Origin of the sequence: Pseudomonas sp. 18-147, from assembly GCF_051048045.1 — a bacterium.
Lineage (GTDB): Bacteria > Pseudomonadota > Gammaproteobacteria > Pseudomonadales > Pseudomonadaceae > Pseudomonas > Pseudomonas aeruginosa.
The window spans coordinates 629,553-653,546 of record NZ_CP182296.1 but is presented as its reverse complement, the minus strand read 5'-3'; the positions used below and the strand labels follow the sequence as shown (position 1 = coordinate 653,546).

Annotated in this window: 25 protein-coding genes; 9 read left to right on the top strand and 16 right to left on the bottom strand. The window is 67.4% G+C overall.

Annotated features, from left to right (window positions below):
* Position 1 precedes the first annotated feature (1 nt).
* From ACM0M4_RS03010 to epd, 6 genes are all read right to left on the bottom strand, one after another.
* Positions 2 to 484, bottom strand: a complete 483-nt coding sequence (locus ACM0M4_RS03010; RefSeq protein ID WP_003101605.1) for a hypothetical protein — start codon at positions 482 to 484, stop codon at positions 2 to 4.
* A gap of 65 nt (positions 485 to 549) precedes the next feature.
* A complete protein-coding gene (gene fba / locus ACM0M4_RS03005) occupies positions 550 to 1,614 on the bottom strand; it encodes a class II fructose-bisphosphate aldolase (protein WP_003084964.1) in 1,065 nt (354 codons plus the stop codon).
* A gap of 119 nt (positions 1,615 to 1,733) precedes the next feature.
* Positions 1,734 to 2,075 carry an MliC family protein gene (locus ACM0M4_RS03000; protein ID WP_033970016.1) on the bottom strand — a complete coding sequence of 114 codons (342 nt, stop codon included), beginning with the start codon at positions 2,073 to 2,075 and terminating at the stop codon, positions 1,734 to 1,736.
* 159 nt (positions 2,076 to 2,234) lie between these two features.
* A complete protein-coding gene (locus tag ACM0M4_RS02995) occupies positions 2,235 to 2,435 on the bottom strand; it encodes a hypothetical protein (RefSeq protein WP_003084961.1) in 201 nt (66 codons plus the stop codon).
* Positions 2,436 to 2,507: 72 nt separating this feature from the next.
* On the bottom strand, positions 2,508 to 3,671 hold the full coding sequence (locus ACM0M4_RS02990; protein WP_003084960.1) for a phosphoglycerate kinase: 1,164 nt from the start codon (positions 3,669 to 3,671) through the stop codon (positions 2,508 to 2,510).
* Between the two features lie 5 nt (positions 3,672 to 3,676).
* Complete coding sequence (epd, locus tag ACM0M4_RS02985) at positions 3,677 to 4,738, bottom strand: erythrose-4-phosphate dehydrogenase (protein ID WP_003084958.1); 1,062 nt, start codon at positions 4,736 to 4,738, stop codon at positions 3,677 to 3,679.
* A 214-nt stretch (positions 4,739 to 4,952) separates the two neighbouring features.
* On the opposite strand from epd, the gene otnI reads away from it, so the two are divergent.
* Complete coding sequence (gene otnI, locus ACM0M4_RS02980) at positions 4,953 to 5,750, top strand: 2-oxo-tetronate isomerase (protein ID WP_003113230.1); 798 nt, start codon at positions 4,953 to 4,955, stop codon at positions 5,748 to 5,750.
* On the opposite strand, the gene ACM0M4_RS02975 is transcribed toward otnI, so the two are convergent.
* Entirely contained in the window at positions 5,731 to 6,795 is a 1,065-nt protein-coding gene (locus tag ACM0M4_RS02975; protein WP_003101600.1) for a hypothetical protein, read from the bottom strand. The two genes, otnI and ACM0M4_RS02975, sit on opposite strands and share 20 nt — an antisense overlap.
* A complete protein-coding gene (gene tkt / locus ACM0M4_RS02970) occupies positions 6,795 to 8,792 on the bottom strand; it encodes a transketolase (protein ID WP_003101598.1) in 1,998 nt (665 codons plus the stop codon). Before tkt ends, ACM0M4_RS02975 begins: the two co-directional genes overlap by 1 nt.
* Positions 8,793 to 9,038: 246 nt before the next feature.
* On the opposite strand from tkt, the gene ACM0M4_RS02965 reads away from it, so the two are divergent.
* Positions 9,039 to 10,040 carry an ArsR/SmtB family transcription factor gene (locus ACM0M4_RS02965; protein WP_003113231.1) on the top strand — a complete coding sequence of 334 codons (1,002 nt, stop codon included), beginning with the start codon at positions 9,039 to 9,041 and terminating at the stop codon, positions 10,038 to 10,040.
* 15 nt (positions 10,041 to 10,055) lie between these two features.
* Complete coding sequence (gene metK / locus ACM0M4_RS02960; RefSeq protein WP_003084948.1) at positions 10,056 to 11,246, top strand: methionine adenosyltransferase; 1,191 nt, start codon at positions 10,056 to 10,058, stop codon at positions 11,244 to 11,246.
* 55 nt (positions 11,247 to 11,301) lie between these two features.
* Here the strand turns inward: metK and ACM0M4_RS02955 are convergent, their stop codons facing one another.
* Positions 11,302 to 12,606 carry a ferredoxin reductase family protein gene (locus ACM0M4_RS02955; RefSeq protein WP_054375853.1) on the bottom strand — a complete coding sequence of 435 codons (1,305 nt, stop codon included), beginning with the start codon at positions 12,604 to 12,606 and terminating at the stop codon, positions 11,302 to 11,304.
* Positions 12,607 to 12,810: 204 nt separating this feature from the next.
* Between ACM0M4_RS02955 and ACM0M4_RS02950 the strand changes: the two genes are divergently transcribed.
* Positions 12,811 to 13,554 carry a metallophosphoesterase family protein gene (locus ACM0M4_RS02950; protein ID WP_003160861.1) on the top strand — a complete coding sequence of 248 codons (744 nt, stop codon included), beginning with the start codon at positions 12,811 to 12,813 and terminating at the stop codon, positions 13,552 to 13,554.
* Positions 13,555 to 13,557: 3 nt separating this feature from the next.
* Here the strand turns inward: ACM0M4_RS02950 and ACM0M4_RS02945 are convergent, their stop codons facing one another.
* Positions 13,558 to 14,526 carry an alpha/beta hydrolase family esterase gene (locus ACM0M4_RS02945; RefSeq protein WP_221345480.1) on the bottom strand — a complete coding sequence of 323 codons (969 nt, stop codon included), beginning with the start codon at positions 14,524 to 14,526 and terminating at the stop codon, positions 13,558 to 13,560.
* Between the two features lie 249 nt (positions 14,527 to 14,775).
* Between ACM0M4_RS02945 and ACM0M4_RS02940 the strand changes: the two genes are divergently transcribed.
* Positions 14,776 to 15,195: a DUF1090 domain-containing protein gene (locus ACM0M4_RS02940; protein ID WP_003101589.1), complete on the top strand. Its 420-nt coding sequence runs from the start codon at positions 14,776 to 14,778 to the stop codon at positions 15,193 to 15,195.
* Positions 15,196 to 15,301: 106 nt separating this feature from the next.
* Here ACM0M4_RS02940 and ACM0M4_RS02935 read toward each other — a convergent pair whose 3' ends face one another.
* The 3 genes from ACM0M4_RS02935 to ACM0M4_RS02925 all read right to left on the bottom strand — a co-directional run bounded on the left by ACM0M4_RS02935 (position 15,302) and on the right by ACM0M4_RS02925 (position 17,159).
* Entirely contained in the window at positions 15,302 to 15,760 is a 459-nt protein-coding gene (locus tag ACM0M4_RS02935; RefSeq protein ID WP_003110213.1) for a c-type cytochrome, read from the bottom strand.
* A 112-nt stretch (positions 15,761 to 15,872) separates the two neighbouring features.
* Positions 15,873 to 16,259, bottom strand: coding sequence for an MAPEG family protein (locus ACM0M4_RS02930; protein ID WP_003101585.1), 387 nt, complete (start codon positions 16,257 to 16,259; stop codon positions 15,873 to 15,875).
* 69 nt (positions 16,260 to 16,328) lie between these two features.
* Positions 16,329 to 17,159: a DMT family transporter gene (locus ACM0M4_RS02925; protein WP_003101583.1), complete on the bottom strand. Its 831-nt coding sequence runs from the start codon at positions 17,157 to 17,159 to the stop codon at positions 16,329 to 16,331.
* Between the two features lie 228 nt (positions 17,160 to 17,387).
* Here ACM0M4_RS02925 and ACM0M4_RS02920 point away from each other — a divergent pair, with 228 nt between their 5' ends.
* From ACM0M4_RS02920 to ACM0M4_RS02910, 3 genes are all read left to right on the top strand, one after another.
* On the top strand, positions 17,388 to 17,897 hold the full coding sequence (locus ACM0M4_RS02920; RefSeq protein WP_003113232.1) for a disulfide bond formation protein B: 510 nt from the start codon (positions 17,388 to 17,390) through the stop codon (positions 17,895 to 17,897).
* An 87-nt stretch (positions 17,898 to 17,984) separates the two neighbouring features.
* Positions 17,985 to 18,593 (top strand): LemA family protein, encoded by a 609-nt coding sequence (locus ACM0M4_RS02915; RefSeq protein ID WP_003084923.1) that lies wholly within the window; start codon positions 17,985 to 17,987, stop codon positions 18,591 to 18,593.
* 3 nt (positions 18,594 to 18,596) lie between these two features.
* On the top strand, positions 18,597 to 19,622 hold the full coding sequence (locus tag ACM0M4_RS02910; protein WP_004352197.1) for a TPM domain-containing protein: 1,026 nt from the start codon (positions 18,597 to 18,599) through the stop codon (positions 19,620 to 19,622).
* A 110-nt stretch (positions 19,623 to 19,732) separates the two neighbouring features.
* Here ACM0M4_RS02910 and ACM0M4_RS02905 read toward each other — a convergent pair whose 3' ends face one another.
* From ACM0M4_RS02905 to ACM0M4_RS02895, 3 genes are all read right to left on the bottom strand, one after another.
* Complete coding sequence (locus ACM0M4_RS02905) at positions 19,733 to 20,287, bottom strand: helix-turn-helix domain-containing protein (protein ID WP_003101576.1); 555 nt, start codon at positions 20,285 to 20,287, stop codon at positions 19,733 to 19,735.
* A gap of 17 nt (positions 20,288 to 20,304) precedes the next feature.
* Positions 20,305 to 21,594: an NAD(P)/FAD-dependent oxidoreductase gene (locus ACM0M4_RS02900; RefSeq protein WP_003101571.1), complete on the bottom strand. Its 1,290-nt coding sequence runs from the start codon at positions 21,592 to 21,594 to the stop codon at positions 20,305 to 20,307.
* 337 nt (positions 21,595 to 21,931) lie between these two features.
* A complete protein-coding gene (locus ACM0M4_RS02895) occupies positions 21,932 to 23,422 on the bottom strand; it encodes a helix-turn-helix transcriptional regulator (protein ID WP_003084906.1) in 1,491 nt (496 codons plus the stop codon).
* Between the two features lie 285 nt (positions 23,423 to 23,707).
* Here ACM0M4_RS02895 and ACM0M4_RS02890 point away from each other — a divergent pair, with 285 nt between their 5' ends.
* Entirely contained in the window at positions 23,708 to 23,971 is a 264-nt protein-coding gene (locus tag ACM0M4_RS02890; protein WP_003084903.1) for a hypothetical protein, read from the top strand.
* Positions 23,972 to 23,994 lie beyond the last annotated feature (23 nt).

Genomic DNA, 23,994 nt, shown 5'->3' with positions numbered 1-23,994 from the left:
CTCAGCGCCGCGCGGCGGTCGCCGCCGGGTCGACGCAGCGTTTCACTGCGCGAGGGCTGAGCAGCGAGCAGGGCTTGCCGACCAGGTAGCTGCGGTAGACCTTCAGCAGCGTAGCCTGGCTGTAGCGGCAGCCCTTGCCGCTCTTGCGCAGGCAGGGGCTCTCGAACTCGAAGCGACCGTTGACCGGCTCGGCCAGCTGGATGCGCAACGCCGGCCAGGTGGAGCGTTGCGGCGCCGGCGGGGTTTCCAGTTGGCGCCCGTCGCGCACCACCAGTTCGCCGCCGGCCTCTGCATAGTCGAAGACGAACAGCAGGGTGCGCGAAGTCTTGGTCGTGCAGTCGCTGCGCGCCAGGCAATCCTGCGGGTCGGCGGGATCGCGCGCTACGCTCGGCGACGCGGCCTCCTCGACGTCGCGGGACGGCGCGTGCAGGCCAGCGCAACCGGCCAGCAGCAGGAACGGCAGGGTCAGGAGCCAGCGGCGCATCGGATTTCCCCGGGGCGGATGTGCAAGAGCCCCGACCAGCGGGGCTCCCGTTCGAACGAAGGCGCTTAGTTGACCTTCGGATCCAGCTCGCCGCGAGCGTAGCGCTGGAACATGCCTTCCAGGGAGATCGGCTTGATCTTGGAAGCGTTGCCGGCGGTGCCGAAGGCTTCGTAGCGAGCGATGCAGATGTCGCGCATGGCCTCGACGGTCTTGGAGAAGTACTTGCGCGGGTCGAACTCGCTCGGGTTCTGCGCCAGGAAGCGGCGGATGGCACCGGTGGAGGCCAGGCGCAGGTCGGTGTCGATGTTCACCTTGCGCACGCCGTACTTGATGCCCTCGACGATTTCCTCGACCGGCACGCCGTAGGTCTCTTTGATCTCGCCGCCGTACTCGTTGATGATCGCCAGCCAGTCCTGCGGTACCGAGGAAGAGCCGTGCATCACCAGGTGGGTGTCCGGGATGCGCGCGTGGATTTCCTTGATGCGCTGGATCGACAGGGTGTCCCCGGTCGGCGGCTTGGTGAACTTGTAGGCGCCGTGGCTGGTGCCGATGGCGATGGCCAGGGCGTCGACCTTGGTCTTCTTCACGAAGTCGGCGGCTTCTTCCGGATCGGTCAGCAACTGGCTGTGGTCCAGCACGCCTTCCGCGCCGACGCCGTCTTCCTCGCCGGCCATGCCGGTTTCCAGGGAACCCAGGCAGCCCAGCTCGCCTTCCACGGACACGCCGCAGGCATGGGCGAACGCCACGGTCTGCTGGGTCACGCGGACGTTGTAGTCGTAGTCGGCAGGGGTCTTGCCGTCTTCACGCAGGGAGCCGTCCATCATCACCGAGCTGAAGCCCAGCTGGATGGAACGCTGGCAGACGTCGGGACTGGTGCCGTGATCCTGGTGCATGACCACCGGGATGTGCGGGAATTCTTCGATCGCGGCGAGGATCAGGTGGCGCAGGAAGGGCGCGCCGGCGTATTTGCGAGCACCGGCGGAAGCCTGGACGATCACGGGCGAATCGGTCTTGTCGGCCGCTTCCATGATGGCGCGCATCTGCTCGAGGTTGTTGACGTTGAAGGCCGGCACGCCGTAGCCGAATTCGGCGGCGTGATCCAGCATCTGGCGCATGCTGATGAGTGCCATGGTTCTCGTATCTCCCAATCGCGGGGTCGTTCAGTGATTCAGAAGCCTGCCGCAGGGGCAGGCCCGGTTCAAGTTCCTTGCGAGGAGCGGTCGCGGCGCCGCGCCCCTGCCGGCGCGACTCAGCGCGCCTTGCAACCGCGACCGATGAGGTCGTCGGTTTCGACCCAGTACACCAGGCCTTCGTCGTTCTCCAGGTGGAAGCCCAGGCGTCCGTCGCTATAGAAAGCGCCGACGGCCGCAGGTTCCTGCTCCAGATGGTGGACCACGTCGTCCTCGTCCTTCAGGCGCAGGTCGACGATGTTCTTGCTGCCGTCGATATAGCGCCATTCGATCACCGCCTTGCTGTCGCAGGTCCAGCGGGTCCAGTCCTTGCCACCGGGCTTGCCCGAGGAGCCGGAGCAGCCGGCCAGCAGCGCCGCGGCGGCGAAGCCGCCGAACAGGGCGATACGCGAGTAGTTCATGTCCATCCTCCATCCGTGCGGAACGCTCCGCCGCACCTCGCCGGGCCGCAAGCGGCCCGCGCGGCGGCCGGCTGGCCTTGCCTGTCACAGGAAAGGCGCAATGCTACTGCGTACGCTGGCGAATCCCCAGCCCTTTCCGTAGAAACTGGCAGAAAAGCACTACGGGCATTCCACCGGCTTTTGTCCGGCGGTCGGATCGCCGCTGCTCTGCTGCTCGACCCGCTGGCGGTTCTGCTCGGTCGGCACCATCACGTCCGGCGGACTGATCACCTCGCAGGTGCTCGGGCGTCGACCGCCATCGCCGCTACAGGCGGCCAGGCCCAGGCAGAACATCAGGAGTGGCAAGGTTACGGAACGCATGGGGCACCTCCTTTTTTCGTCGTCCTCAAAGGTGTGACCCCCGAGGACGGCGAATGGTTTGCCCCGTCTGCGTCAGCCCTTGGCGCGCTGCTCCAGGATTTCCACGGCCGGCAGGACCTTGCCCTCGACGAACTCGAGGAACGCGCCGCCACCGGTGGAAATATAGGAGATCCGCTCGGCGATGCCGTACTTGTCGATCGCCGCCAGGGTATCGCCGCCGCCGGCGATGGAGAACGCCGCGCTATCGGCGATGGCGTTGGCCAAGGTACGGGTGCCCTCGCCGAACTGGTCGAACTCGAACACCCCGACCGGACCGTTCCACAGGATGGTCTTCGAGGTCTTCAGCAGCTCGGCGAACTGCGCGGCGGTCTGCGGGCCGATGTCGAGGATCATGTCGTCGTCGGCGACCTCGGCGATGGCCTTGACGGTCGCCACGGCGCTCTCGGCGAATTCCTTGGCCACCACCACGTCCACCGGCAGCGGCACCTTGACCTTGGCGGCGATGGCCTTGGCGGTCTCGACCAGGTCGGCCTCGTACAGCGACTTGCCGACCTTGTGTCCGGCCGCGGCGAGGAAGGTGTTGGCGATGCCGCCGCCGACGATCAGTTGGTCGCAGATGCCGGCCAGGCTGTTCAGCACGTCGAGCTTGGTGGAAACCTTGGAGCCGGCGACGATCGCCGCCATCGGCCGCGCCGGGTTGCCCAGCGCCTTGCCCAGCGCGTCCAGTTCGGCGGCCAGCAGCGGGCCGGCGGCGGCGACCTTGGCGAACCTGGCCACGCCGTGGGTCGACCCCTCGGCGCGGTGGGCGGTACCGAAGGCATCCATCACGAACACGTCGCACAGTGCGGCGTACTTCTGCGCCAGCTCGTCAGCGTTCTTCTTCTCGCCCTTGTTGAAGCGCACGTTCTCGAACAGCACCAGGTCGCCCGCCTTGACCTCGACGCCGTCGAGGTAGTCGGCCAGCAGCGGCACTTCGCGGCCCAGGGCCTTGGACAGGTACTCGGCCACCGGCTTCAGGCTGTTCTCGGCGGAGAACTCGCCCTCGGTCGGACGGCCCAGGTGCGAGCAGACCATCACCGCCGCGCCCTTCTCCAGGGCCAGCTTGAGGGTCGGCAGGGCGGCCTTGATCCGTGCATCGCTCTGCACCTGGCCGTCCTTCACGGGCACGTTGAGGTCCTCGCGGATCAGCACGCGCTTACCTTTGAGGTCGAGGTCAGTCATCTTCAACACGGTCATGACAATCAGTCCTTGGGTACTTGTTGATCAGGCACGGCGGCGCGCAGGTAGTGTCCGGCGACGTCGAGCATACGGTTGGCGAATCCCCATTCGTTGTCGAACCAGGCCAGCAAGTTGACCAGGCGAGGCCCGGAAACGCGGGTCTGGCTGCCATCGACGATGGCCGAATGGGGGTCGTGGTTGAAATCGCAACTGGCGTGCGGCAGCTCGGTATAAGCCAGCAGTCCGCGCAGCGGGCCGCTTTCGGCAGCCTCGCGAAGCACCCGGTTGATCTCGGCGGCGGAGGTGTCGCGGGAAGTCTGCAGGGTGATGTCCAGCGCCGAGACGTTCACCGTGGGCACGCGTATGGCTTTGGCCTGGATGCGCCCGGCAAGTTCCGGCAACAGGCGTTCGATGCCGCGCGCCAGACCGGTGGACACCGGGATCACCGACTGGAACGCCGAACGGGTACGGCGCAGGTCCTCATGGTGGTAGGCGTCGATCACCGGCTGGTCGTTCATCGCCGAGTGGATGGTGGTGATCGACACGTATTCCAGGCCGATCGCCTCGTTCAGCAGCTTGAGCAGCGGCACCCCGCAATTGGTCGTGCAGGAGGCGTTGGAGACCAGCGTTTCGCGGCCGCTGAGGTCCTGCTGGTTGACCCCATAGACGATGGTGGCGTCGATGTCCGCCTCGCTCGCCATCGGCTGCGAGAACAGCACCCGCGGCGCGCCGGCGCGGAGGAAACGCTCGGCCTGGGCGCGGTTGGTGTACTGGCCGGAGCACTCCAGCACCAGGTCGACCCGCAGCGCCTGCCAGTCGATGGCCTCCGGAGTCGGGCTACGCAGCACCTTCACGCAATCGCCGTTGATGTGCAGGCAGTCGCCGTCGACCTTCACTTCGCCGGGAAAGCGGCCATGGGTGGAGTCGAAGCGGGTCAGGTACTCGACGCTGGCCTGGTCGGCCAGGTCGTTCAGCGCGACGATCTCGAAGCCCAGTTGCTCCGGGCGCTCGTGCAGCGCGCGCAGGACGCAGCGGCCGATACGGCCATAGCCATTGAGCGCGACGCGAAAAGGCGGGGTGGACATCGGCAGGGATAGCTCCGGCAAGGGGCCAGTGAAAGGCGCCAATTATGCGGGGGATGGGCCCGCCTGGGAACCGTCCGCGACCCGCGCGGCGCGGCGTGCGCCGCGGCGACGGCTCGCGTGCAGGCGCTGAAACGATTCATGCGACACCTGGCTGGCGCGACCGCGTTCCGTTGTGCAAGGCTCGCCCGCATCCACCGACCGCCAGGAGCGCCAGATGCCCCGCTTCGCCGCCAACCTCAGCATGCTCTACCCCCGCCACGACTTCCTCGAACGCTTCGCCGCCGCCGCCGCGGACGGCTTCGAGGGCGTGGAGTACCTGTTCCCCTATGCCTACCCTGCGGCCGAACTGAAGGCCCGGCTGGACGACCACGGCCTGCGCCAGGTGCTGTTCAATGCCGCACCCGGCGACTGGGACAAGGGCGAGCGCGGCCTGGCCAGCCTGCCGGGGCGCGAGGCCGAATTCCGCCGCGCCATCGCCCAGGCCATCGACTATGCCCAGGTCCTCGGCAACCGCCACATCCATGTCATGGCCGGACTGCTACCGGCCGGCGCCGACCGCATCCGCCACCGCGAGACCTACCTCGACAACCTCGCCCATGCCGCCCGCGAGGCCGCCGGCGCCGGGCTGACGGTGCTCATAGAGCCGATCAACAACCGCGACATGCCGGGCTTCTTCCTCACCCGCCAGGACGACGCCCAGGCCATCTGCCGCGAGGTCGGCGCGGACAACCTGCAGGTACAGTTCGACTGCTACCACTGCCAGATCGTCGAGGGCGACCTGGCCACCACCCTGCGTCGCGACATCGGCAATATCGGCCACGTCCAGATCGCCGGGGTACCCGACCGCCACGAGCCGGATGACGACAACGAAGTGAACTACCCCTACCTGTTCGAGCTACTCGACCGGCTCGGCTACCAGGGCTGGATCGGCTGCGAGTACCGTCCGCGCGGCGACACCTCGGCAGGCCTGGAATGGCTGCGGCGCTGGCGCGCTACTCGACGCGACGGATGATCGGCTCCAGCGCGTCCAGACGCTCGCGGGCGGCCAGCCAGTCGCGCACTTCCGCGCACCACTGTTCTTCCTTCAGCACCGCGCGGGCACGGGTCAGCACTCGCGGCCAGGGACGGTCGTCGAACAGGCGCAGCAGCACCTGGTTGAGCTGTTCGCTATCCAGCGGCCGGCGTCCACGGCGCACCGGCGCGTCGACCCGCTGCGCCAGCGATTGCAGCACCCGTTCGCGCTGCGCCGTATCCACCGGCATCGGCTGCTCGTCGTAGGCACAGAGCACCAGGATCTCCGGCGCGACGTTCTCCAGCAGGCCGGCGCGCAGCCGGCAGTGGCCATCGAGGATCACGCAGGCATCCAGGCAGTTCAGGCGCAGCGCCAGCACCGGCGGCAGCTCGCCTTCGCGGGCCTTCTTGCGCCACCACTTGACCCGCCCCTCGTCATCCTCGACCCGGCGCAGGGCGATCAGGGCGTCGTTGTCGCGCCCCCACCAGTCGAGCCACTGCACCCAGTCGTCGTCGAGGACCTTCTCCAGGCTGTAGAAGCGCCAGTCCGGCAACAGTGCGTCGCGCCCGACGCTGCGGTAGCGCCAGCGTTCCAGCACCCGTTCGCGCGGATCGTGGCTCTGCGGTGGCTGCCAGGCGGGCACCTGCTCGGCGAGCGACAGGCGCAGCAACCAGCGCCCGGCCTCCAGGCAACTGCCCGGGCTGGTACGCAGGGTCTCGACGAAATAGCGGCTCCAGGCCTTGTAGCGGGCCTCGCCGCGCAGGCCGCGCAACGCTTCCAGGGTCGGCGAGTCGATGGGCGGCACGCTGGCCTGCGCCGGGCTCGCCGCGACCAGGCTCTTCACCAGCCAGATGCCATCGTGGTACGGCAACTGGGTGGCCCAGAGCAGCGGCTGATCGCCACGCATCAGGCGAATGCGGGCCTGGCCGCCGGATTGCAGATGAAGGAAAGAGGGCGCCCGATGGGCGCCCTCCACCTGGACCGCGAGGCCCAGCCATTCGCCATTGGCGGGGCTTTCGAGGTCCCGCCAGTAGAGCGTGTGCATCAGTCTTCCAGCAGCTCCTCGGCCACCGCCAGGACGTTGTCCAGGGTGAAGCCGAAGTGCTCGAACAGCGCCGGGGCCGGCGCCGACTCGCCGAAGCTGGTCATGCCGATGATGCGCCCGTCGAGACCGACGTACTTGTACCAGTAGTCGGCATGGGCGGCCTCGATGGCGATGCGCGCGCCGACTTCCACCGGCAGCACGGACTGCTTGTAGGACTCGTCCTGCTGCTCGTAGACGCTGGTGCATGGCATCGATACCACACGGACCTTGCGGCCCTGCTCGCTGAGCTTGTCGTAGGCCTGCACGGCCAGGCCGACTTCCGAACCGGTGGCGATCAGGATCAGTTCCGGCTCGCCTTCGCAGTCCTTCAGCACGTAGCCGCCGCGGGCGATGTCGGCCACCTGGGCGACGTCGCGCGCCTGGTGCGGCAGGTTCTGGCGGGAGAAGATCAGCGCGGACGGACCGTCGGCGCGCTCGATGGCATGCTTCCAGGCCACCGCCGACTCGACCGCGTCGGCCGGGCGCCAGGTGTCCAGGTTCGGGGTCAGGCGCAGGCTGGCCAGTTGTTCGATCGGCTGGTGGGTCGGGCCGTCCTCGCCGAGGCCGATGGAGTCGTGGGTGAACACGTAGAGCACACGCTGCTTCATCAGTGCGGACATGCGCACGGCGTTGCGCGCGTATTCCATGAAGATCAGGAAGGTCGCACCGTAGGGAATGAAACCGCCGTGCAGGGCGACGCCATTCATGATCGCGCTCATGCCGAATTCGCGCACGCCGTAGAACACGTAGTTGCCGGCGGCGTCGTCGGCGCTGACGCCCTTGCAGCCCTTCCACAGGGTCAGGTTGGAGCCGGCCAGGTCGGCGGAACCGCCGAGCAGCTCCGGCAGCAACGGGCCGAAGGCGTTCAGCGCGTTCTGGCTGGCCTTGCGGCTGGCGATGGTCTCACCCTTGTTGGCAACATCGGCGACGTAGGCCGCGGCCTTCTCGGCGAAGTCGGCCGGCAGCTCGCCCTTCAGGCGGCGCAGCAATTCGGCGGCCAGTTCCGGATGGGCAGCCTGGTAGGCGGCGAAACGCTTGTTCCACTCGGCTTCCTGGGCGGCGCCGGATTCCTTGGCGTCCCACTCGGCGTAGATCTGCGCCGGGATCTCGAACGGAGCGTGCTCCCAGCCCAGCGCGGCGCGGGTCGCGGCGATCTCGTCGGCGCCCAGCGGCGCGCCGTGGCACTCTTCCTTGCCCTGCTTGTTCGGCGAGCCGAAACCGATCACGGTCTTGCAGCAGATCAGGGTCGGCTGGTCGCTCTTGCGCGCGGTATCGATGGCGGTCTTGATCTCGTCGGCGTCATGCCCGTCGACGTTGCGGATCACTTGCCAGCCATAGGCCTCGAAGCGCTTCGGGGTGTCGTCGGTGAACCAGCCGTGGACCTCGCCGTCGATGGAAATGCCGTTGTCGTCGTAGAAGGCGATCAGCTTGTTCAGGCGCAGGGTGCCGGCCAGCGAGGCGACCTCATGGGAAATGCCTTCCATCATGCAGCCGTCGCCGAGGAAGGCGTAGGTGTAGTGGTCGACCACCGCGTGGCCGTCGCGGTTGAACTGGGCGGCCAGGACCTTCTCCGCCAGCGCCATGCCCACCGCATTGGCGATGCCCTGGCCGAGCGGACCGGTGGTGGTCTCGACGCCGGCGGTGTAGCCGTACTCCGGGTGGCCCGGGGTGCGCGAGTTGAGCTGGCGGAAGTTCTTCAGGTCCTCGATGCCGAGGTCGTACCCGGTGAGGTGCAGCAGGGAGTAGATCAGCATCGAGCCGTGGCCGTTGGACAGCACGAAGCGGTCGCGGTTGGCCCACTGCGGGTTGCTCGGGTTGTGCTGCATGTAGTCGCGCCAGAGGACCTCGGCGATATCGGCCATGCCCATCGGGGCGCCCGGGTGGCCGCTGTTGGCTTTCTGCACGGCATCCATGCTCAGTGCACGGATGGCATTGGCTCGCTCACGACGGCTGGGCATCGCAATTCTCCTACGGGGGTTGCTGGTCGGAAGACCAGGAGTGAAAAAAAGGGCGCCATTTTCGCCCACCGAAGGCCCAAGGGGCAATGACAGATCGGCAGGGGGACAGTATGTCGCTGCCGACCGGTTTTGCCAGAAGCCTGGCGCAGCCGGATTGCAATTGCGCGACGGCCACCCGTCATCAATATCAAAAATTTTTGATACAGGCATTGCCGGGGTTCGGACCCGGTACTAGACTGCGCCTCCATGAGCCTTCGCGTGCCTTCGATACGACCAGACGACTACGACCCGCTCGCCGCGCTGTGCAAGGCGGCTGGCGACTCGCTGCGACTGAATGTGTTGCGCGCCCTGGCCAACGATTCGTTCGGCGTGCTGGAGCTGGCGCAGATCTTCGCCATCGGCCAGTCGGGCATGAGCCACCACCTCAAGGTGCTGGCCCAGGCCGGGCTGGTGGCGACGCGCCGCGAGGGCAACGCGATCTTCTACCGACGTTCGCTGCCCCTGGCCGAACGCACCGGCGGCGCGCTGCACGCGGCGCTGCTGGAGGAAGTGGACGAACGGGCGCTACCCGACGACGTGCGGGCGCGGATCGATGCCGTGCACGCCCAGCGCGCGGCGGTCAGCCAGGACTTCTTCGCCCGCGCGGCGGACAAGTTCCAGGCCCAGCAGGACCTGATCGCAGGACTGCCGCAATACCGTGAGAGCGTGTTGGCCTTGCTCGACGCACTGGCCTTCGCCCCCGGCGCCACGGCGCTGGAGGTCGGCCCGGGGGACGGCGGATTCCTGCCGGAACTCGCCAGGCGTTTCCGCCAGGTCACGGCGCTGGACAACAGCGCGGCGATGCTGGAACTGGCGCGCCAGCGCTGCAAGGAAGAAGGATTGGGCAACGTCCGCCTGGAATTGGCCGATGCCCTGCAGGACGCCGCCGAACCGGCCGATTGCGTGGTGCTGAACATGGTCCTGCACCACTTCGCCGCGCCGGCGGAGGCGCTGAAACAGTTGGCCCGCCTGGTCCATCCGGGCGGCAGCCTGCTGGTGACGGACTTGTGCCGGCACAACCAGGGCTGGGCCAGGGAGGCCTGCGGCGACCTCTGGTTGGGTTTCGAACAGGAGGACCTGGCCCAGTGGGCCGACGCCGCAGGGCTCACGCCCGGCGAGAGTCTTTACATTGGTTTACGCAATGGCTTCCAGATCCAGGTCCGGCACTTCGCCAGGGATGCATCCGAAAGCCGCCTCACCCACCGGTAATGTAGGAACCGATTGATGAGCGAATATTCCGTTTTCACCTCCGAGTCCGTGTCCGAAGGCCATCCGGACAAGATCGCGGACCAGATCTCCGACGCGGTGCTGGACGCCATCATCGCCAAGGACAAGTACGCTCGCGTGGCATGCGAAACCCTGGTCAAGACCGGCGTGGCGATCATCGCCGGTGAAGTCACCACCTCCGCCTGGGTCGACCTGGAAGAGCTGGTGCGCAAGGTCATCATCGACATCGGCTACGACAGCTCCGACGTCGGCTTCGATGGTGCCACCTGCGGCGTGCTGAACATCATCGGCAAGCAGTCGGTGGACATCAACCAGGGCGTCGACCGGGCCAAGCCGGAAGACCAGGGCGCCGGCGACCAGGGCCTGATGTTCGGCTACGCCAGCAACGAGACCGACGTGCTGATGCCGGCGCCGATCTGCTTCTCCCACCGCCTGGTCGAGCGCCAGGCCGAGGCGCGCAAGTCCGGCCTGCTGCCATGGCTGCGCCCGGACGCCAAGTCCCAGGTGACCTGCCGCTACGAAGGCGGCAAGGTGGTCGGCATCGATGCGGTGGTGCTGTCCACCCAGCACAACCCGGAAGTCTCCTATAACGACCTGCGCGACGGCGTGATGGAGCTGATCATCAAGCAGGTGCTGCCGGCCGAGCTGCTGCACAAGGACACCCAGTTCCACATCAACCCGACCGGCAACTTCGTGATCGGCGGCCCGGTCGGCGACTGCGGCCTGACCGGACGCAAGATCATCGTCGACTCCTACGGCGGCATGGCCCGCCACGGCGGCGGCGCGTTCTCCGGCAAGGACCCGTCCAAGGTCGACCGCTCCGCCGCCTACGCCGGCCGCTACGTGGCGAAGAACATCGTCGCCGCCGGCCTCGCCGAGCGTTGCGAGATCCAGGTTTCCTACGCCATCGGCGTGGCCCAGCCGACCTCGATCTCGATCAACACCTTCGGCACCGGCAAGGTCAGCGACGAGAAGATCGTGCAACTGGTCCGCGAGCACTTCGACCTGCGCCCGTACGCGATCACCAAGATGCTCGACCTGCTCCACCCGATGTACCAGCCGACCGCGGCCTACGGCCACTTCGGTCGTCATCCGTTCGAGCTGACCGTGGACGGCGATACCTTCACCGCGTTCACCTGGGAGAAGACCGACAAGGCCGCTCTCCTGCGCGACGCCGCCGGCCTCTGAGCGACCGCGCGATAAAAAGCCCCGCTTCGGCGGGGCTTTTTCGTTTCCGGCAGGCTCAGCGCATGCGGAAGGCTTCCTGGTGGAACAGCCGCAGCGGCATGCCCTGCCGGCGCAGATCGCGGCGCAGGCTGTCGGCCAGCCCCTGCGGACCGCAGAACCAGACGCTCGGCCAGCGTCCTTCGGCGCTCTTCAGCACGCCCAGTTGCGCCGCCTGCGGCTTGCCCTGCTCGTCGCTATAGCGGATGTGCAGGGTCACGCTGGGCAGGTGTTCGCAAAGCTCGCGCAAGCGCCCGGCGAACAGCGCTTCCTGGGAATTGCGCACGCAATAGTGCAGCTCCACCGATGGCGCGCTTTCCGGCGCGGCCTGCAGCGACTCCAGCCAGGCGATGAACGGCGTCACGCCGATCCCGGCGGCGACCCAGACCTGCCGCCCGGCCAGGCCACGGCGGAAGTCGAAGCAGCCGTATGGCCCCTCCACCTCGACCCTGGCGCCGACCTCCAGGTTGTCCTGCAGGCGCCGGGTGTAGTCGCCCAACGCCTTGATGCTGAAGCGCACCTCGCCGCAGCCGCGGTCGGCGCTGGCGATGGTGAACGGATGGGCACCCTCCAGGCGGTCGCAGGTGAGAAAGGCGAACTGCCCGGCCCTGTGCGACCAGTCGCCCTGCAGCCGGCAGGTCACCTCGAGCAGGCTTTCGCCGTGCCGCTCGACGGCGGTGACCACGCCCGCATGGCGACGCGTGCGACCGATCCGCCCGCTCAGAGACAACAGTGCGCAGGCCGAACCGAGCAGTGCGCAGGCCGCCACCAGCCAGCCGGCCGGCTGGCTCCAGTAGCTGGCCGGGGCGAGCACCACGGAATGGAAGGCCAGTACCAGGTAGACCAGGGCCAACGCCTTGTGCACATAACGCCAGAGGTGATACGGGAAGCGCTGCCAGAGAGTGACCAGCAGCATCCCGCCGAGAATCCACGCCGACCATTCACCCAACTCCTTGGCCGAGCCACGGAAGACATCGAGGAAGGTTTCCACCCGCGGGCCTTTCACCGGTTTGCCGACGACACCCGCCAGCCAGGGGCCGGCCAACTCCAGCAGGTAGTGCAACAGGCCGAGGACGATGGCCAGGATGCCCGCCCACTTGTGCAGGCGGTACATGCGGTCGAGCCCGTCCAGCGGCTTCTCCAGCCAGACCGGACGCACCGCCAGCAGCATGATCAACGTCATCAGGGCGAAGGACACTACCCCGGTAAGCAGGATCGCCTGCTTGCGCACCACCCAGATGTCCAGGCTCGCCGGCGGATCGACGGCCAGCGTCAGGCCCCAGGCCGCCAGCGCGGCGGCGAGAACTCCCCATAACAGTTTCATTGGCACCACTCCCCGACAGAACGCGCGAATCGCTGGAATGAACCCTGCGCGTCCAGTCTTAATTGTCCCTTAACTTCATGGGGGAATTAGCGAGGCCAGCGAGGTTTTCCCGCACAGCCATGACCTGCGTCAATCGTTGTCGGCCTTCAACCCCGGGGTGGGCGGAGCTATGCTGGTCCGCCGCGCCTACCGCCGAGCCGTGCCATGAAGATCCGCCTGCTGTCCGACCTCCACCACGAACATTTCGACGGGCGACGCCAACTGCCAGAGGTCGAGGCCGACGTGGTGGTGCTGGCCGGCGATATCCACAGCCACCTGGAAGGCCTGCACTGGGCCCGCGAGACCTTCGCCGACAGCGAGATCGTCTACGTCGCCGGCAACCATGAGTTCTACTCCTCGGAAATGACCGACCTGACCCAGGCGATGCGCAATATCGCCCGGGCGCTGGAGATCCACTTCCTGGAAAACGACGAAGTGCGGATCGGCCCGGCGCGCTTCCTCGGCGCCACCCTGTGGACCGACTTCCAGCTCTATGGCGCGGACGGCTATGCACCCGCCCATGAGCTGGCCCTGCAATCGATGCCGGACTTCAGCTGCATCGACTGGTTCGGTGGCGACTTCACCCCCGAGCAGAGCATCGCCCTGCACCAGGCCTCGCGCGACTGGCTCGCCGGACAGCTGGCGCGGCCCCACGACGGCCCGACGCTGGTGGTCAGCCACCACGCGCCCAGTGCGCTGTCGATCCCGCCGCAGTTCGTCGGCAACCCACTGTCGCCAGCCTTCGCTTCCAACCTCGACGAACTGGTGGCGCAGGCCGACTACTGGCTGCACGGTCACGTCCACGACGCCCTCGACTACCGCATCGGCCGGGCACGGGTGCTGGCCAATCCGGGCGGCTATCCCCACGAGAGAGGCGGGTTCCGTCCGGAATTCGTCTTCGAGGTCTGAGCCTCAGCGCGGCAACTGGCTGAAGAAGCGCCAGATTTCCACTGGCGCGTCCAGTTCCGGGTCGCTCTTGCCGAGAATCCGCGGGAAGCGATAGTCCGGCTGCGCCAGCACGTGGCCGCCGCCATGCACGCTGAGCAGCTCCACCGGCGGATGGCCGTCTTCCTGCCAGCGCTGGCGCTCGGTCCAGACCGGGCCGGGACGGGTCAGCGGCGCCACGTCCGGCGGCGCTGCGATGCCGTTCAGGCCGGCCCACCAGCGTGCCGAGTCCAGGGTCGAGCGTACCGCGCCCCGGTCGCCGAAGCCGAACAGGCTGACCTTGCCGCCGAGATAGGGATTGATCGGATCGCGCGTGCCGTTGATCAGCAACGCCGCGGTCGGCCGCTCGACCGGCCGACAGGCATCGTTCCCCGTGGTCGGCAGGCTCGCCGCCACCGCTGCGATCGCCGCCGGCAACCCCGGCGCTTCGGCGGCCAGGCGGAAAGCCATCTGGCCGCCATTGGAGTAGCCGGCGACATATACCCGCTGCGAATCGACGCGGTATTCCTGGGCCAGCCGCGCCACCAGCGCGCGGAGGAAAGCCACGTCATCGACGTCACGCAGCCGCGCCGAATAGCTGGCGACCTTGCGGCAATCGTTCCAGTGGCCCTCGAAGCCGTCCGGGTAGGCCACCAGGAAACCTTCTTGCGCCGCCAGCCGGTCGAAGCCGTAGCCGCTGATGCGGCGCATCTGCGCGCCGTCGCCCCATGAGCCGTGCAGCACCACCAGCAACGGCGCTCCCTCGGACACGCCCGGCGGCACGTAGAGCAGGTAATGCCGGCGCAGGCCTGCGACCTTCAGACTCGAGTCCTCGCTGTGGCCGGCCAGCGCGGGGGGGCGCAGGGCCTCGTCCTGCAACCACCACCAGGCGCCGGCGAGCAGCGCCAGGACCAGCAGCAGGATAAGCGTGCGAACCAGGCGGATCAGCGTACGCATCGCGGTTCTCCCGTTCTCGGTGTCTTCGGACAACGTTAGGCCGGGTTGTGCCGGAATGCCCGAACCATGGCCCTTCTCCAGAGACCCCGGGGCGGCGTACTTTGCTCCCGGACAACCACAACCGTGCCGTTTGCTGGCACACTTGCGCCTTTGTCACGCCGGCTGCCGCCTGCCTCATCCGCCTGCCAGGACGCTCGGCCGAGCCGTCGTCCGGCAACCGCACCGGCCGTTCGATCAAGGAGCCAACCGATGTCCATTCGTCCTTCACTGCCGCTGGCCGGGCTGCTGCTCGCCGTCGCCCTGCCGCTCTCTGCCGCCCAGCCGGGCGCCGCCAAAGGCGCCCCACTCAGCGGTTGCGCCGCCAAGCAGGCCGCCATCGAGGCGAAGCTGGAAACGGCCCGCTCGTTCGCCAACGAAGGCCAGGTGGCCGGCTTGGAAAAGGCCCTCTCCGAGGTCAAGGAACACTGCACCGAAGCCGGCCTGCTGAGGGAGAACAAGCAGAAGGTGATCGACAGCGAGCGCGAGGTCAGCGAACGCGAGAAGGATTTGCGCAAGGCCATGGGCAAGGGCGATCCGGAGAAGATCGAGAAACGCAAGGCCAAGCTGGCCGAGGCCCGCGCCGAACTGGAAGAGGCCAAGAAAGGCCTGGAACAGGCCCAGGCGCAGTAGGACACCAGGTGCCGCCCAGCGCTGCCGCAACGGCGAATGAGCGCCAGCGCTCATTCGCCCTACCCCTCGCGCCTTCCAGGCACGGCGTATGACGCCCGGTCCGGCCTCAGAGCGCGCGGAATTTCTTGTGGCAGGCTTCGCAGGCGTCTTCCACCGCGGCGAAGTCCTTGCGCACGCCATCCGGGGTCGGCGTGGCCTGGCGGGTGTTGTCCTGGAGACGGTTCATCGCGTCGATGAAGACCTGGGTGGCGGCCTTGAACTCCTGCTGGCGCTGCCAGACCTCGTCCTTGGCGCGGGTGTCCTCGCCCTCCTCGCCGGCCTTGGGACTGGGGAAGTACTGCCAGGGCTGGTCGGCCAGTTGGTGCAACTTCGCCGATCCGGCACGGAACTTCTCCGCGTCGAAGGGCAGACGTCCGCGGAGCATCCCGCCCATGTCCTCGCTGGTCCGTAGCATTTCCTTGAAGATCGCCTGGCGCTTGGCCTCGGGCGAATTGGGATCCATACGGTGACAGCCGCTCAGGGCGACGCCGGCCAGCAGCACGACGAGCAGGGACTTCAGCTTCATGGCAAGGCTCTTTTTTCAGGGTCGATCACGGAAGCCGCGGATTATCCGCCGCCACCGCCGATTGATCCAGAGCCGCGCGCCCGCACTGCGGCCATAGGCCGCAGCGGGCTGCTCAGGCGGAAACCACGAAGAACGCGGCGATGAGCAGCATGCCGACGAACCAGACCAGCGAGCGCAACGGCCCCCAGTCGGCGAGGTAGCAGATGACGTAGAGCAGGCGACTGGTGATCCAGGCAATGGCCAGGCTATCCAGGGTCGCCTGCGAAGCGTTGCCGACCAGATGGGCGATGATCACCGCCGCGGCGAACGCCGGGGTCACTTCGAAAGCGTTCAACTGGGCGTTGTTGGCACGCCGGCGAAAGCCTTCGAGCGAACCGAGGAACGCCCGCGGGTCGGCGTTGGCCCGACCGCCGTAGCCCTCCCCGCCGAACTTGGCGATGGAGGTACAGACGTAAGGCAGGAAGATCGCGATCAGCACGCACCAGAAAGCGATGGTCATGGCAGTTCCTTGTAGTTGTGGAACTGCAACTCAAGCTGGCGCCGCTCGTTCTGTAAAGGCACAGCCCCTTCAGAGCTTCATCAGCAGCATTCCGGCCAGCACCAGGCCGCACGCCAGCAGGCGTGGCAGTCCGAACGGCTCGTTGAGGAAGCGCATGCCGAACAGCACCGCCAGCAGCACGCTGGTCTCGCGCAACGCTGCCGCTTCGGCGATCGACCCCAGCTGCATGGCCCACAGCACCAGGCCGTAGCTGGCCAGCACGCAGACCCCGACCGCCAGGCCGAGCTTCCACTCCAGCGCCCAGAAGCGGGCGAAGGCGCGGGTTCGCGCGCCAACGGCGATCAGCGGGAACGGCAGGCCGGAAAGCAGCGTCAGCCAGACCAGGTAGTCAAGCGCCAACGGCCAGCGCTTCAAGGCGTTGCCGTCGCTCCAGGTGTAGCCGCCGATGCACAGGCCGATCAGCAGCACCACCGGCAGGGTCCGCCAGGGCAGCCGCGAACCGCCGCCGCCCCAGAGCAGGCAAAGCATGCCGAAGGGGATCAACAGGATGCCGAGGATCTGCCGGCCGCTGAGCTGCTCGCCGCCGAACGCCAGGGTCAGGCCCAGCACCACCAGCGGCGACAGCCCGCGCATCAGCGGATAGACCAGGCCCAGGTCGCCGACCTTGTAGGCCTCGATCAACAGTACCCGGTAGAGCAGTTGCAGGACGGTGGCGCCGAGCAGCCAGGGCCAGACTTCGGCCGGCGGCAGGCTGACGAAGGGCAACAGCAGGATGGCGCAGAGCACGCCGACCACGTCCATGCAGGCGACCACCAGCAAGCGGTCGCTGCTGAACTTGACCAGGGTGTTCCAGGTGGCGTGGAGAACGGCGGCGCATAGCACCAGGCTGGTGGCTAGCATGACGGGCCTTATTGGTATAGACCAGGATAGTCTATCCCGGCGGAGGCTCCAAATGCTCGCCTCGTTGCGGCGTTTTTCCCTGAAAGCTCCTACGAAAGCGGAGAAACATGCAGCAGACATCGTTACGTCAAACGGCTTAATCTTCGGACAATCCTGATGGACTACCATCGGCCAGCGCCGCACAGTGCCGGCCCGGCCTCCCTTATCAACGACACAGGAATCCCTGCCTTGAGCGCTCTCCTCAAGCCCCTCGACAATCGCTTGTTCTGGCCCGCGGTCGCCATCGGCGGCCTGCTGATCCTCGCTTTCGTCCTCTACCTCCAGCACGTGCGCGGCTTCGCGCCCTGCTCGCTATGCATCTTCATCCGCCTGGACGTGCTCGGCCTGGTGCTCGCCGGGATCGTCGGCAGCCTCGCCCCGCGTTCGCGGATCGCCGGCGGCATCGCCGCGCTGGGCATGCTCGCCGCCAGCCTGGGCGGGATCTACCACGCCTGGTCGCTGGTCGCGGAAGAGAAACTGGCTGCCCAGGGCATGGGCAGTTGCAAGATGTTCATGGGCTTCCCCGAATGGATACCGCTGGATACCTGGCTGCCGCAGGTCTTCCAGCCCGAGGGGCTGTGCGGCGAAGTGGTCTGGACCCTGCTCGGCCAGTCCATGGCGGTCTGGTCGCTGGCGCTGTTCGTGTTCTGCCTGCTGGTCCTGGCGGCCAAGCTGGCGTTCGGCCGCCGCACCGCCTGACAGCGCCGATATCCGTGCCGGCACAAGGAACGTGCTGGCCATTGGCTGGTCTACAATCGAGCTTTCTCAACCCGGATGAGTACCACCATGCCTCGATTCCTCAGAAATGCCCTCCTTCCCGTCCTCGCCCTGCTGCTCAGCGGCTGCGGCTACAACGCCATGCAGGCCGGCGACGAACAGGTGAAAGCCGCCTGGTCGGAAGTGCTCAACCAGTACCAGCGGCGCGCCGACCTGGTGCCCAACCTGGTCAGCACGGTGAAGGGCTATGCCTCCCATGAGGCGTCGGTCCTGACCCAGGTCACCGAGGCCCGGGCCAAGGTCGGCAGCGTGCAACTGAACGCCGACCAACTGGACGACGAGCAGGCCGTGCAGCGCTTCCAGAAGGCCCAGGGCGAACTGAGCTCGGCGCTTTCGCGCCTGCTGGTAGTCACCGAGAACTACCCGCAACTGAAGGCCGATGGCTTGTTCAAGGACCTGCTGACCCAACTGGAAGGCACCGAGAACCGCATCGCCGTCGCTCGCGGCCGCTACGTCAAGTCGGTACAGGAATACAACGTGCTGCTGCGCCAGTTCCCCGGCGTGATCACCGCCAAGCTGTTCGGCTACAAGCCCAAGGCGAACTTCAGCGTGGAAAACGAAGCGGCCATCTCCACCGCGCCGAAAGTCGATTTCGGCAACCCGCAACCGGCGCAGTAAGCCATGCGCCGGCTGCTACTGGGCGCCGGGCTGCTGCTCGCCAGCCTGGTCGCCTGGGCCGATGTGCCACCGATACCCGCGTTGACGGCGCGGGTCACCGACCTCACCGCGACCCTTTCCGGCGACCAGCGCCAGCACCTGGAGCAACAGCTCGCCGCCCTGGAAGCCAAGAGCGGCGCGCAGCTCGCGGTGCTGCTGGTCCCGACCACCGGCGACGATTCCATCGAGGAGTACGCGGTGCGTACCTTCGAGAAATGGAAGCTGGGCCAGAAGAAGGTCGACGACGGCGTCCTGCTGCTGGTGGCGAAGAACGACCGCACCCTGCGCATCGAGGTCGGCTACGGCCTGGAAGGGGCCATCACCGACGTCCAGGCCGGACGGATCATCAGCGAGCGGATCACGCCGCAGTTCCGCCAGGGCAATTTCTATGGCGGAATCCAGGCCGGCGTGGACAGCCTGGTGCAACTGATCGATGCCGAGAAGAACCCGGAAAGCGCTACCGCCAGCGCTCCCGTCGACGCCTTGCCGGCGGTTCCCGAGGCCACGCCGCCGCGGGCCCTGCCGCCACCGGTCGACGAGGGTGAGGTGTATGACAGCGCCCCGCCGGAGCCGAAAAAGAAGAGCGGCCTGAGCGGACAGCTCTGGGGCAACCCGGTCTACCTCGGTGTCTATGTGGCGGTCCTGCTCGCCGTGGCCCTACTCGGACGCCTGCTGCCGTTGCAGTGGATGCGGCGGCGCAGCATCGGCCGCTTCCTGCTTTGCAGCGCGGCGGTCGCCGGCCTGGCCTGGCTGTTGAGCATGGGCCTGTGGCAGAACGTCGACCGCGCGGCGGACGACAGTCTCGGCGTACTGGCGCCGACCCTGTTCATCTACGCCCTGTTCCTGCTTCCCGGCGAAGTGCTGATGGCCATCCTCAGCGCCATCCTCAATAGTCGCGGCGGCGGTGGGGGAGGCGGCAGCGGCGGTGGCAGCATCTTCCGCGGTGGCGGCGGCTCCAGCGGCGGCGGCGGCGCCTCCGGACGCTGGTGACGAAAAGCCCGAGGCCTGTGCCTCGGGCTTTTTTCATCGGTCGGCGACGGTTCTCGCCGATGCCGGAAGTCTTCGCCGCTATCCGGCAAACGACCGGGTAACGCGCTTCGTCAGGCGTATACCCAGAGCACCCTGACCGGCGCCTGGCTGCGGTTGGCGTAGCGGCTGCGCATATGGCTGGGAATCTGGAAACCGTCGCCGGCCTGCAGGCGCAGCTCCTCGTCCTCCAGCCACAGGGTCAGCTCGCCTTCGAGCACGTAGCCGCCCTGCTCCGAGCTGTCCAGCAGGTCGCGCTCGCCGCTGTCGGCACCCGCTTCAAGGCAGGTTTCGAGCATGAAGAAGGCGCCGCCGAGACGCGGCGATACCAGGTTGTCGCTGGCGCCACGAGCGTAGGCCAGGGTCCGACGCTCGCCCGGGCGGGTCACCCAGGGCGAGGCCTGGATCTTCGGCGAGCAGAAGAAGTAGGTCGCCGGCACCCCGAGCACCTGGCTGATGGCGACCAGGTCGTCCACCGCCGGCCGCGAAAGGCCGCGCTCGACCTGGGAGACGAAGCCCACCGAACGGCGAATGCCGTCGGCCAGTGCCTGCAGGGTGATGCCCTTGCGCTTGCGCAATTCGCGCACCAGGCTGGCGATCTCCGCCAGGTCGTCGGCTACTTCGCTCATCTCGGCTCCGGGCCCTCTCAGAACAGGTCGCGCAAACGGTAATACGCTTTGCCCAGGGCTTCCAGCGGCGCGGCGAAGCGCTGGCCGCCGGGAAACTTCGGATTGCGCAGGCGCTGGTATAGCGCCAGGGTCTCGTCGTCGCCGAGCAGCGCGTCGCTGACCGCCCTGGCCGCCGCCAGACTCGGCAGCACGCCGTGGCCGGAGTAGCCTTGCAGCCAGTAGCGGTTGCCCTGCCGGCCGATGTCCGGGGTACGCCGCATGCTGCAGTCGATATGCCCGCCCCAGGCGTACTCCAGCGCCACCCCGCGCAACTGCGGGAACACCCTTTCGAGATAGGGCCGGGTGGCGGCGCGGATGTCGCTGGGCATGCCGCCCAGGTAGGTGCAGCCGCCGCCGAACAGCAGGCGGTGGTCCGGGGTCAGGCGGAAGTAGTCGAGGACGAACTGGTTGTCGGTCACGCAGCAGTTGCGCGGCAGCAACGACTTCGCCCGTTCCTCGCCGAGCGGCTCAGTGGCGACCTGATAGGTGCCCACCGGCAGCATCCGTTGCGACAGCTCGCTGTCCAGCCCGTCGATGTAGGCGTTGCAGGCCAGCACCAGCGCCGCGCAGCGGATCTCGCCGTGCTCGGTACGGACCCGGTAGCCGTCGCCCTCCTCGCGATAGTTCAGGGCCCGGGTCCGCTCGTGGATACGCCCGCCGGCGCGCTCGATGGCGGCGGCCAGGCCGAACGCCAGCTTGAGCGGATTCAGGTGTGCGGCGTGGGGATCGTAGAGACCGGCAAGGTAGCGCTCGCTGGCGATCCATTCGGGCAACTCGTCCTTCGCCACGAAGCGTAGCCCCTCGTAGCCCCAGCGACGGTTGGCCTCGGCCTGCCAGTCGTAGAGCAGGCCGACCCGGCGCGGCAGGATCGCCGTCCATAGGTGGCCGACCCGGTAGTCGCAGTCGAAGCCATGTCGCTGCGGCAACTCGCGCATCTCGCCGGCCGCCCAGAGCATGCCGTCCCAGAGACGGCGTGCGCCTTCGTAGCCGAGGTCGGCCTCCAGCGGCGGCAGGTCGCTGGACCAGCCGGGCAGCGCCTGCCCACCGTTGCGCCCGGAGGCCGCCCAGGCGATCCGGCTGGCTTCGATGACGCATACCTGGCGTCCGCCTTCGACCAGCCGCAGCGCCGTGTGCAAGCCGCTGAAACCGGCGCCGACCACCAGCACCTCGCAGTCGAGGTCACCCTCCAGGGCCTGGCGCGGCTGGATCAGTTCGGGATTGACGGCGGCGTAGTAAGTGCCGACATGCTCGTTGGATTGCAGGAACATCGCGACCTCCGTGAAATTATATTGGTTATTTTTCATGAAAAATAACACTTAAAATTTCACGACACCAGTCCCGAGCATTCGCAAACGGCCGGCAGGATGCCGTCGCGCACCAGCAGAGGCAGAGGGGCAAATATTCGAAAGGAGGCGGGAAGCCCCCCGCCAGAGCGAAACTGGCGAAGGGAACAGACGTGCGGACGGCGCGGCTCGCGCCGCGGAGAAAAGGTGCACGACCACGGGCGGGGGCATGCCGGGCGTGCTGCGCCAGTGTCGGCGCCGACGGGAGCGGGCGACAGGTACGAATACACCAGCCACCCTGGTGCATTCGTACCCTCTTCGTTTATTTGCGCCCGTTGCCGTTGCGCGGCTCCGGCGCGAATCCGCGTTCGCGTGCCCAGACGATGGCCTCGCCACGGCTGTGGACATCGAGCTTGGCGTAGATGGTCGCCACGTGGTTGCGCACGGTGTTCGGCGCCAGGCCCAGTTCCTTGGCGATCTCCTTGTCCGCCAGGCCCTGGCAGATGAGGTCGAACACCTCGCGCTCGCGCGCAGTCAGGTCGGCCAGTTCGGCGCCGGTGCCCGGCGCGTTGGCGCGGCGCACGTTGGCGAGCTTTTCGATCAGGGTGCGGCTGAACCAGGAAGCGTCCTGCATCACCGTCTCGATGGCGTGCACCAGCTCCATTTCGGTGCGCCGCCGGTCGCTGATGTCCAGCAAGGCCACCAGCACGCAGTCCTGCTCGTTGAGGCTCACCGCCTCGGCCGAGACCAGGCAGTCCAGGCCGTTGCGATCCTTGTGCTGCAGGCGCAGCTGGACGTTGCGCACGCTGCCGCTCTGCGCCAGCAGCTCGCCCAGGCGCTCGGCGCCGCCGTCCTGCCACAGCCCGCAGGCGACGGTGGACTCGCCGAGCAGTTCCTCGGCCTGGTAGCCGAAGGTTTCGCTGAAGGCCTGGTTGATGTCCAGCGCCTGCAGGTCGTCGCCGTACAGCACCAGGCTCGGCACCGGTGCCATGCGGAAGGCCTTGGCGAAGCGCTCCTCGCTCTTGCGCAGGGCCTCCTCGGCCTTCTTCCGCGGTTCGAGATCGGTGAAAGTGAAGAGCATGCAGGCCTCCTCGCCGACCTCTATCGGCTGCCCGGCGACCACCACGCACTTGCGCCCGCCCTCCGCCACCCGCAGGCTCGCCTCCATCTGCGGGATGGTCTCGCCGGCGCCCAGACGCTCCACCGCCAGTTCGCGGCGCTCGGCCTGGTCGAGTACGTCCAGCTCGTACACCGAACGGCCGATCACCTGGTCGCGGGCATAGCCGGTCATTTCCAGGAAACCGACATTGACCTTCACGTAGCGGTAGTCGCTGAGCCGGCAGATCACCGCCGGCGCCGGGTTGGCATTGAAGGTCTTCTCGAAGCGCTGCTCGGCGCTGGCCCACTCGGTGGCGTCGTGGAGGATCAGCACCAGGCAGTCGGGCTTGTCCTCGGGGGTGGTCAGCACCAGCCCGCGCACGCGGTGCACCCAGCGGGTGTCCTCGTCGGCGGCGGGAAACACTTCCACCACCACGTCGCTGAAGCACTCGCCAGCCACCAGGCGCTCGGCCGGGTACTGCCCCTCCTGCAGCGGATGATTGTTGCGGTAGCGCAGGCGAAAGCGCTCGCGATACTCGCCGGTATCGGCGCCCAGGCCTTCCAGCGAATCGACGCCGTGCATCGCCAGGGCCGCCTCGTTGGCCCAGAGGATGCGCTGGTCCGGCTCGATCAGGATCACCCCTTCGGTAAGACCGGCGATGATCTGCTGCAACTGGCGGCGGTCGGTCTGGGTACGCAGTACCTGGTCGTTCATGCTGTTCCTCTTGGATGGAGCGATTTTCCGGGGGCAGCAAGGATGCCCGCCCGCCCTGACCGCGCACGCGTGACGATTGCACTAGCGGTGCTAGTGCATTTGCATCGCGAAACGATAGCGGAGGCACCCCTACCCTGGCGATACAGGAAGCAATGTCCGGGCGGGAAGCCCAGACGCCGCGCCGGCCGGGAGGCTACGCCGCCCCTCGGTCCCGAGGTCGTCGACGCATCCACCCGACTCGCCCTGCACGAGAAGAAAGCCCCATCCCCTTGCATGAGCGACGCGATGAGCAAGAACAAGCACCCCGATCTCGGCGAGATCCAGCGCAGCCTGAACCAGGCGCTGGAAGGCTACGACTGCCAGTGCCGGATGCACTACGACGGCACCGTCAGTATCAATGTCGCCGCCCGAGAGCACGACGAAACCTTCACCTTCGTCGGCATCCAGCCCGGCGAGCTGGACAACCCCACCCGCCTGCACCTGTTCGCCGAAAGCCTGCGTCGCGACCTGGCACTACTGGAGCCCTGGTTGGGAAAGCACGCAGCCTAGAATAAAAAAAGCGCCCCACAGGA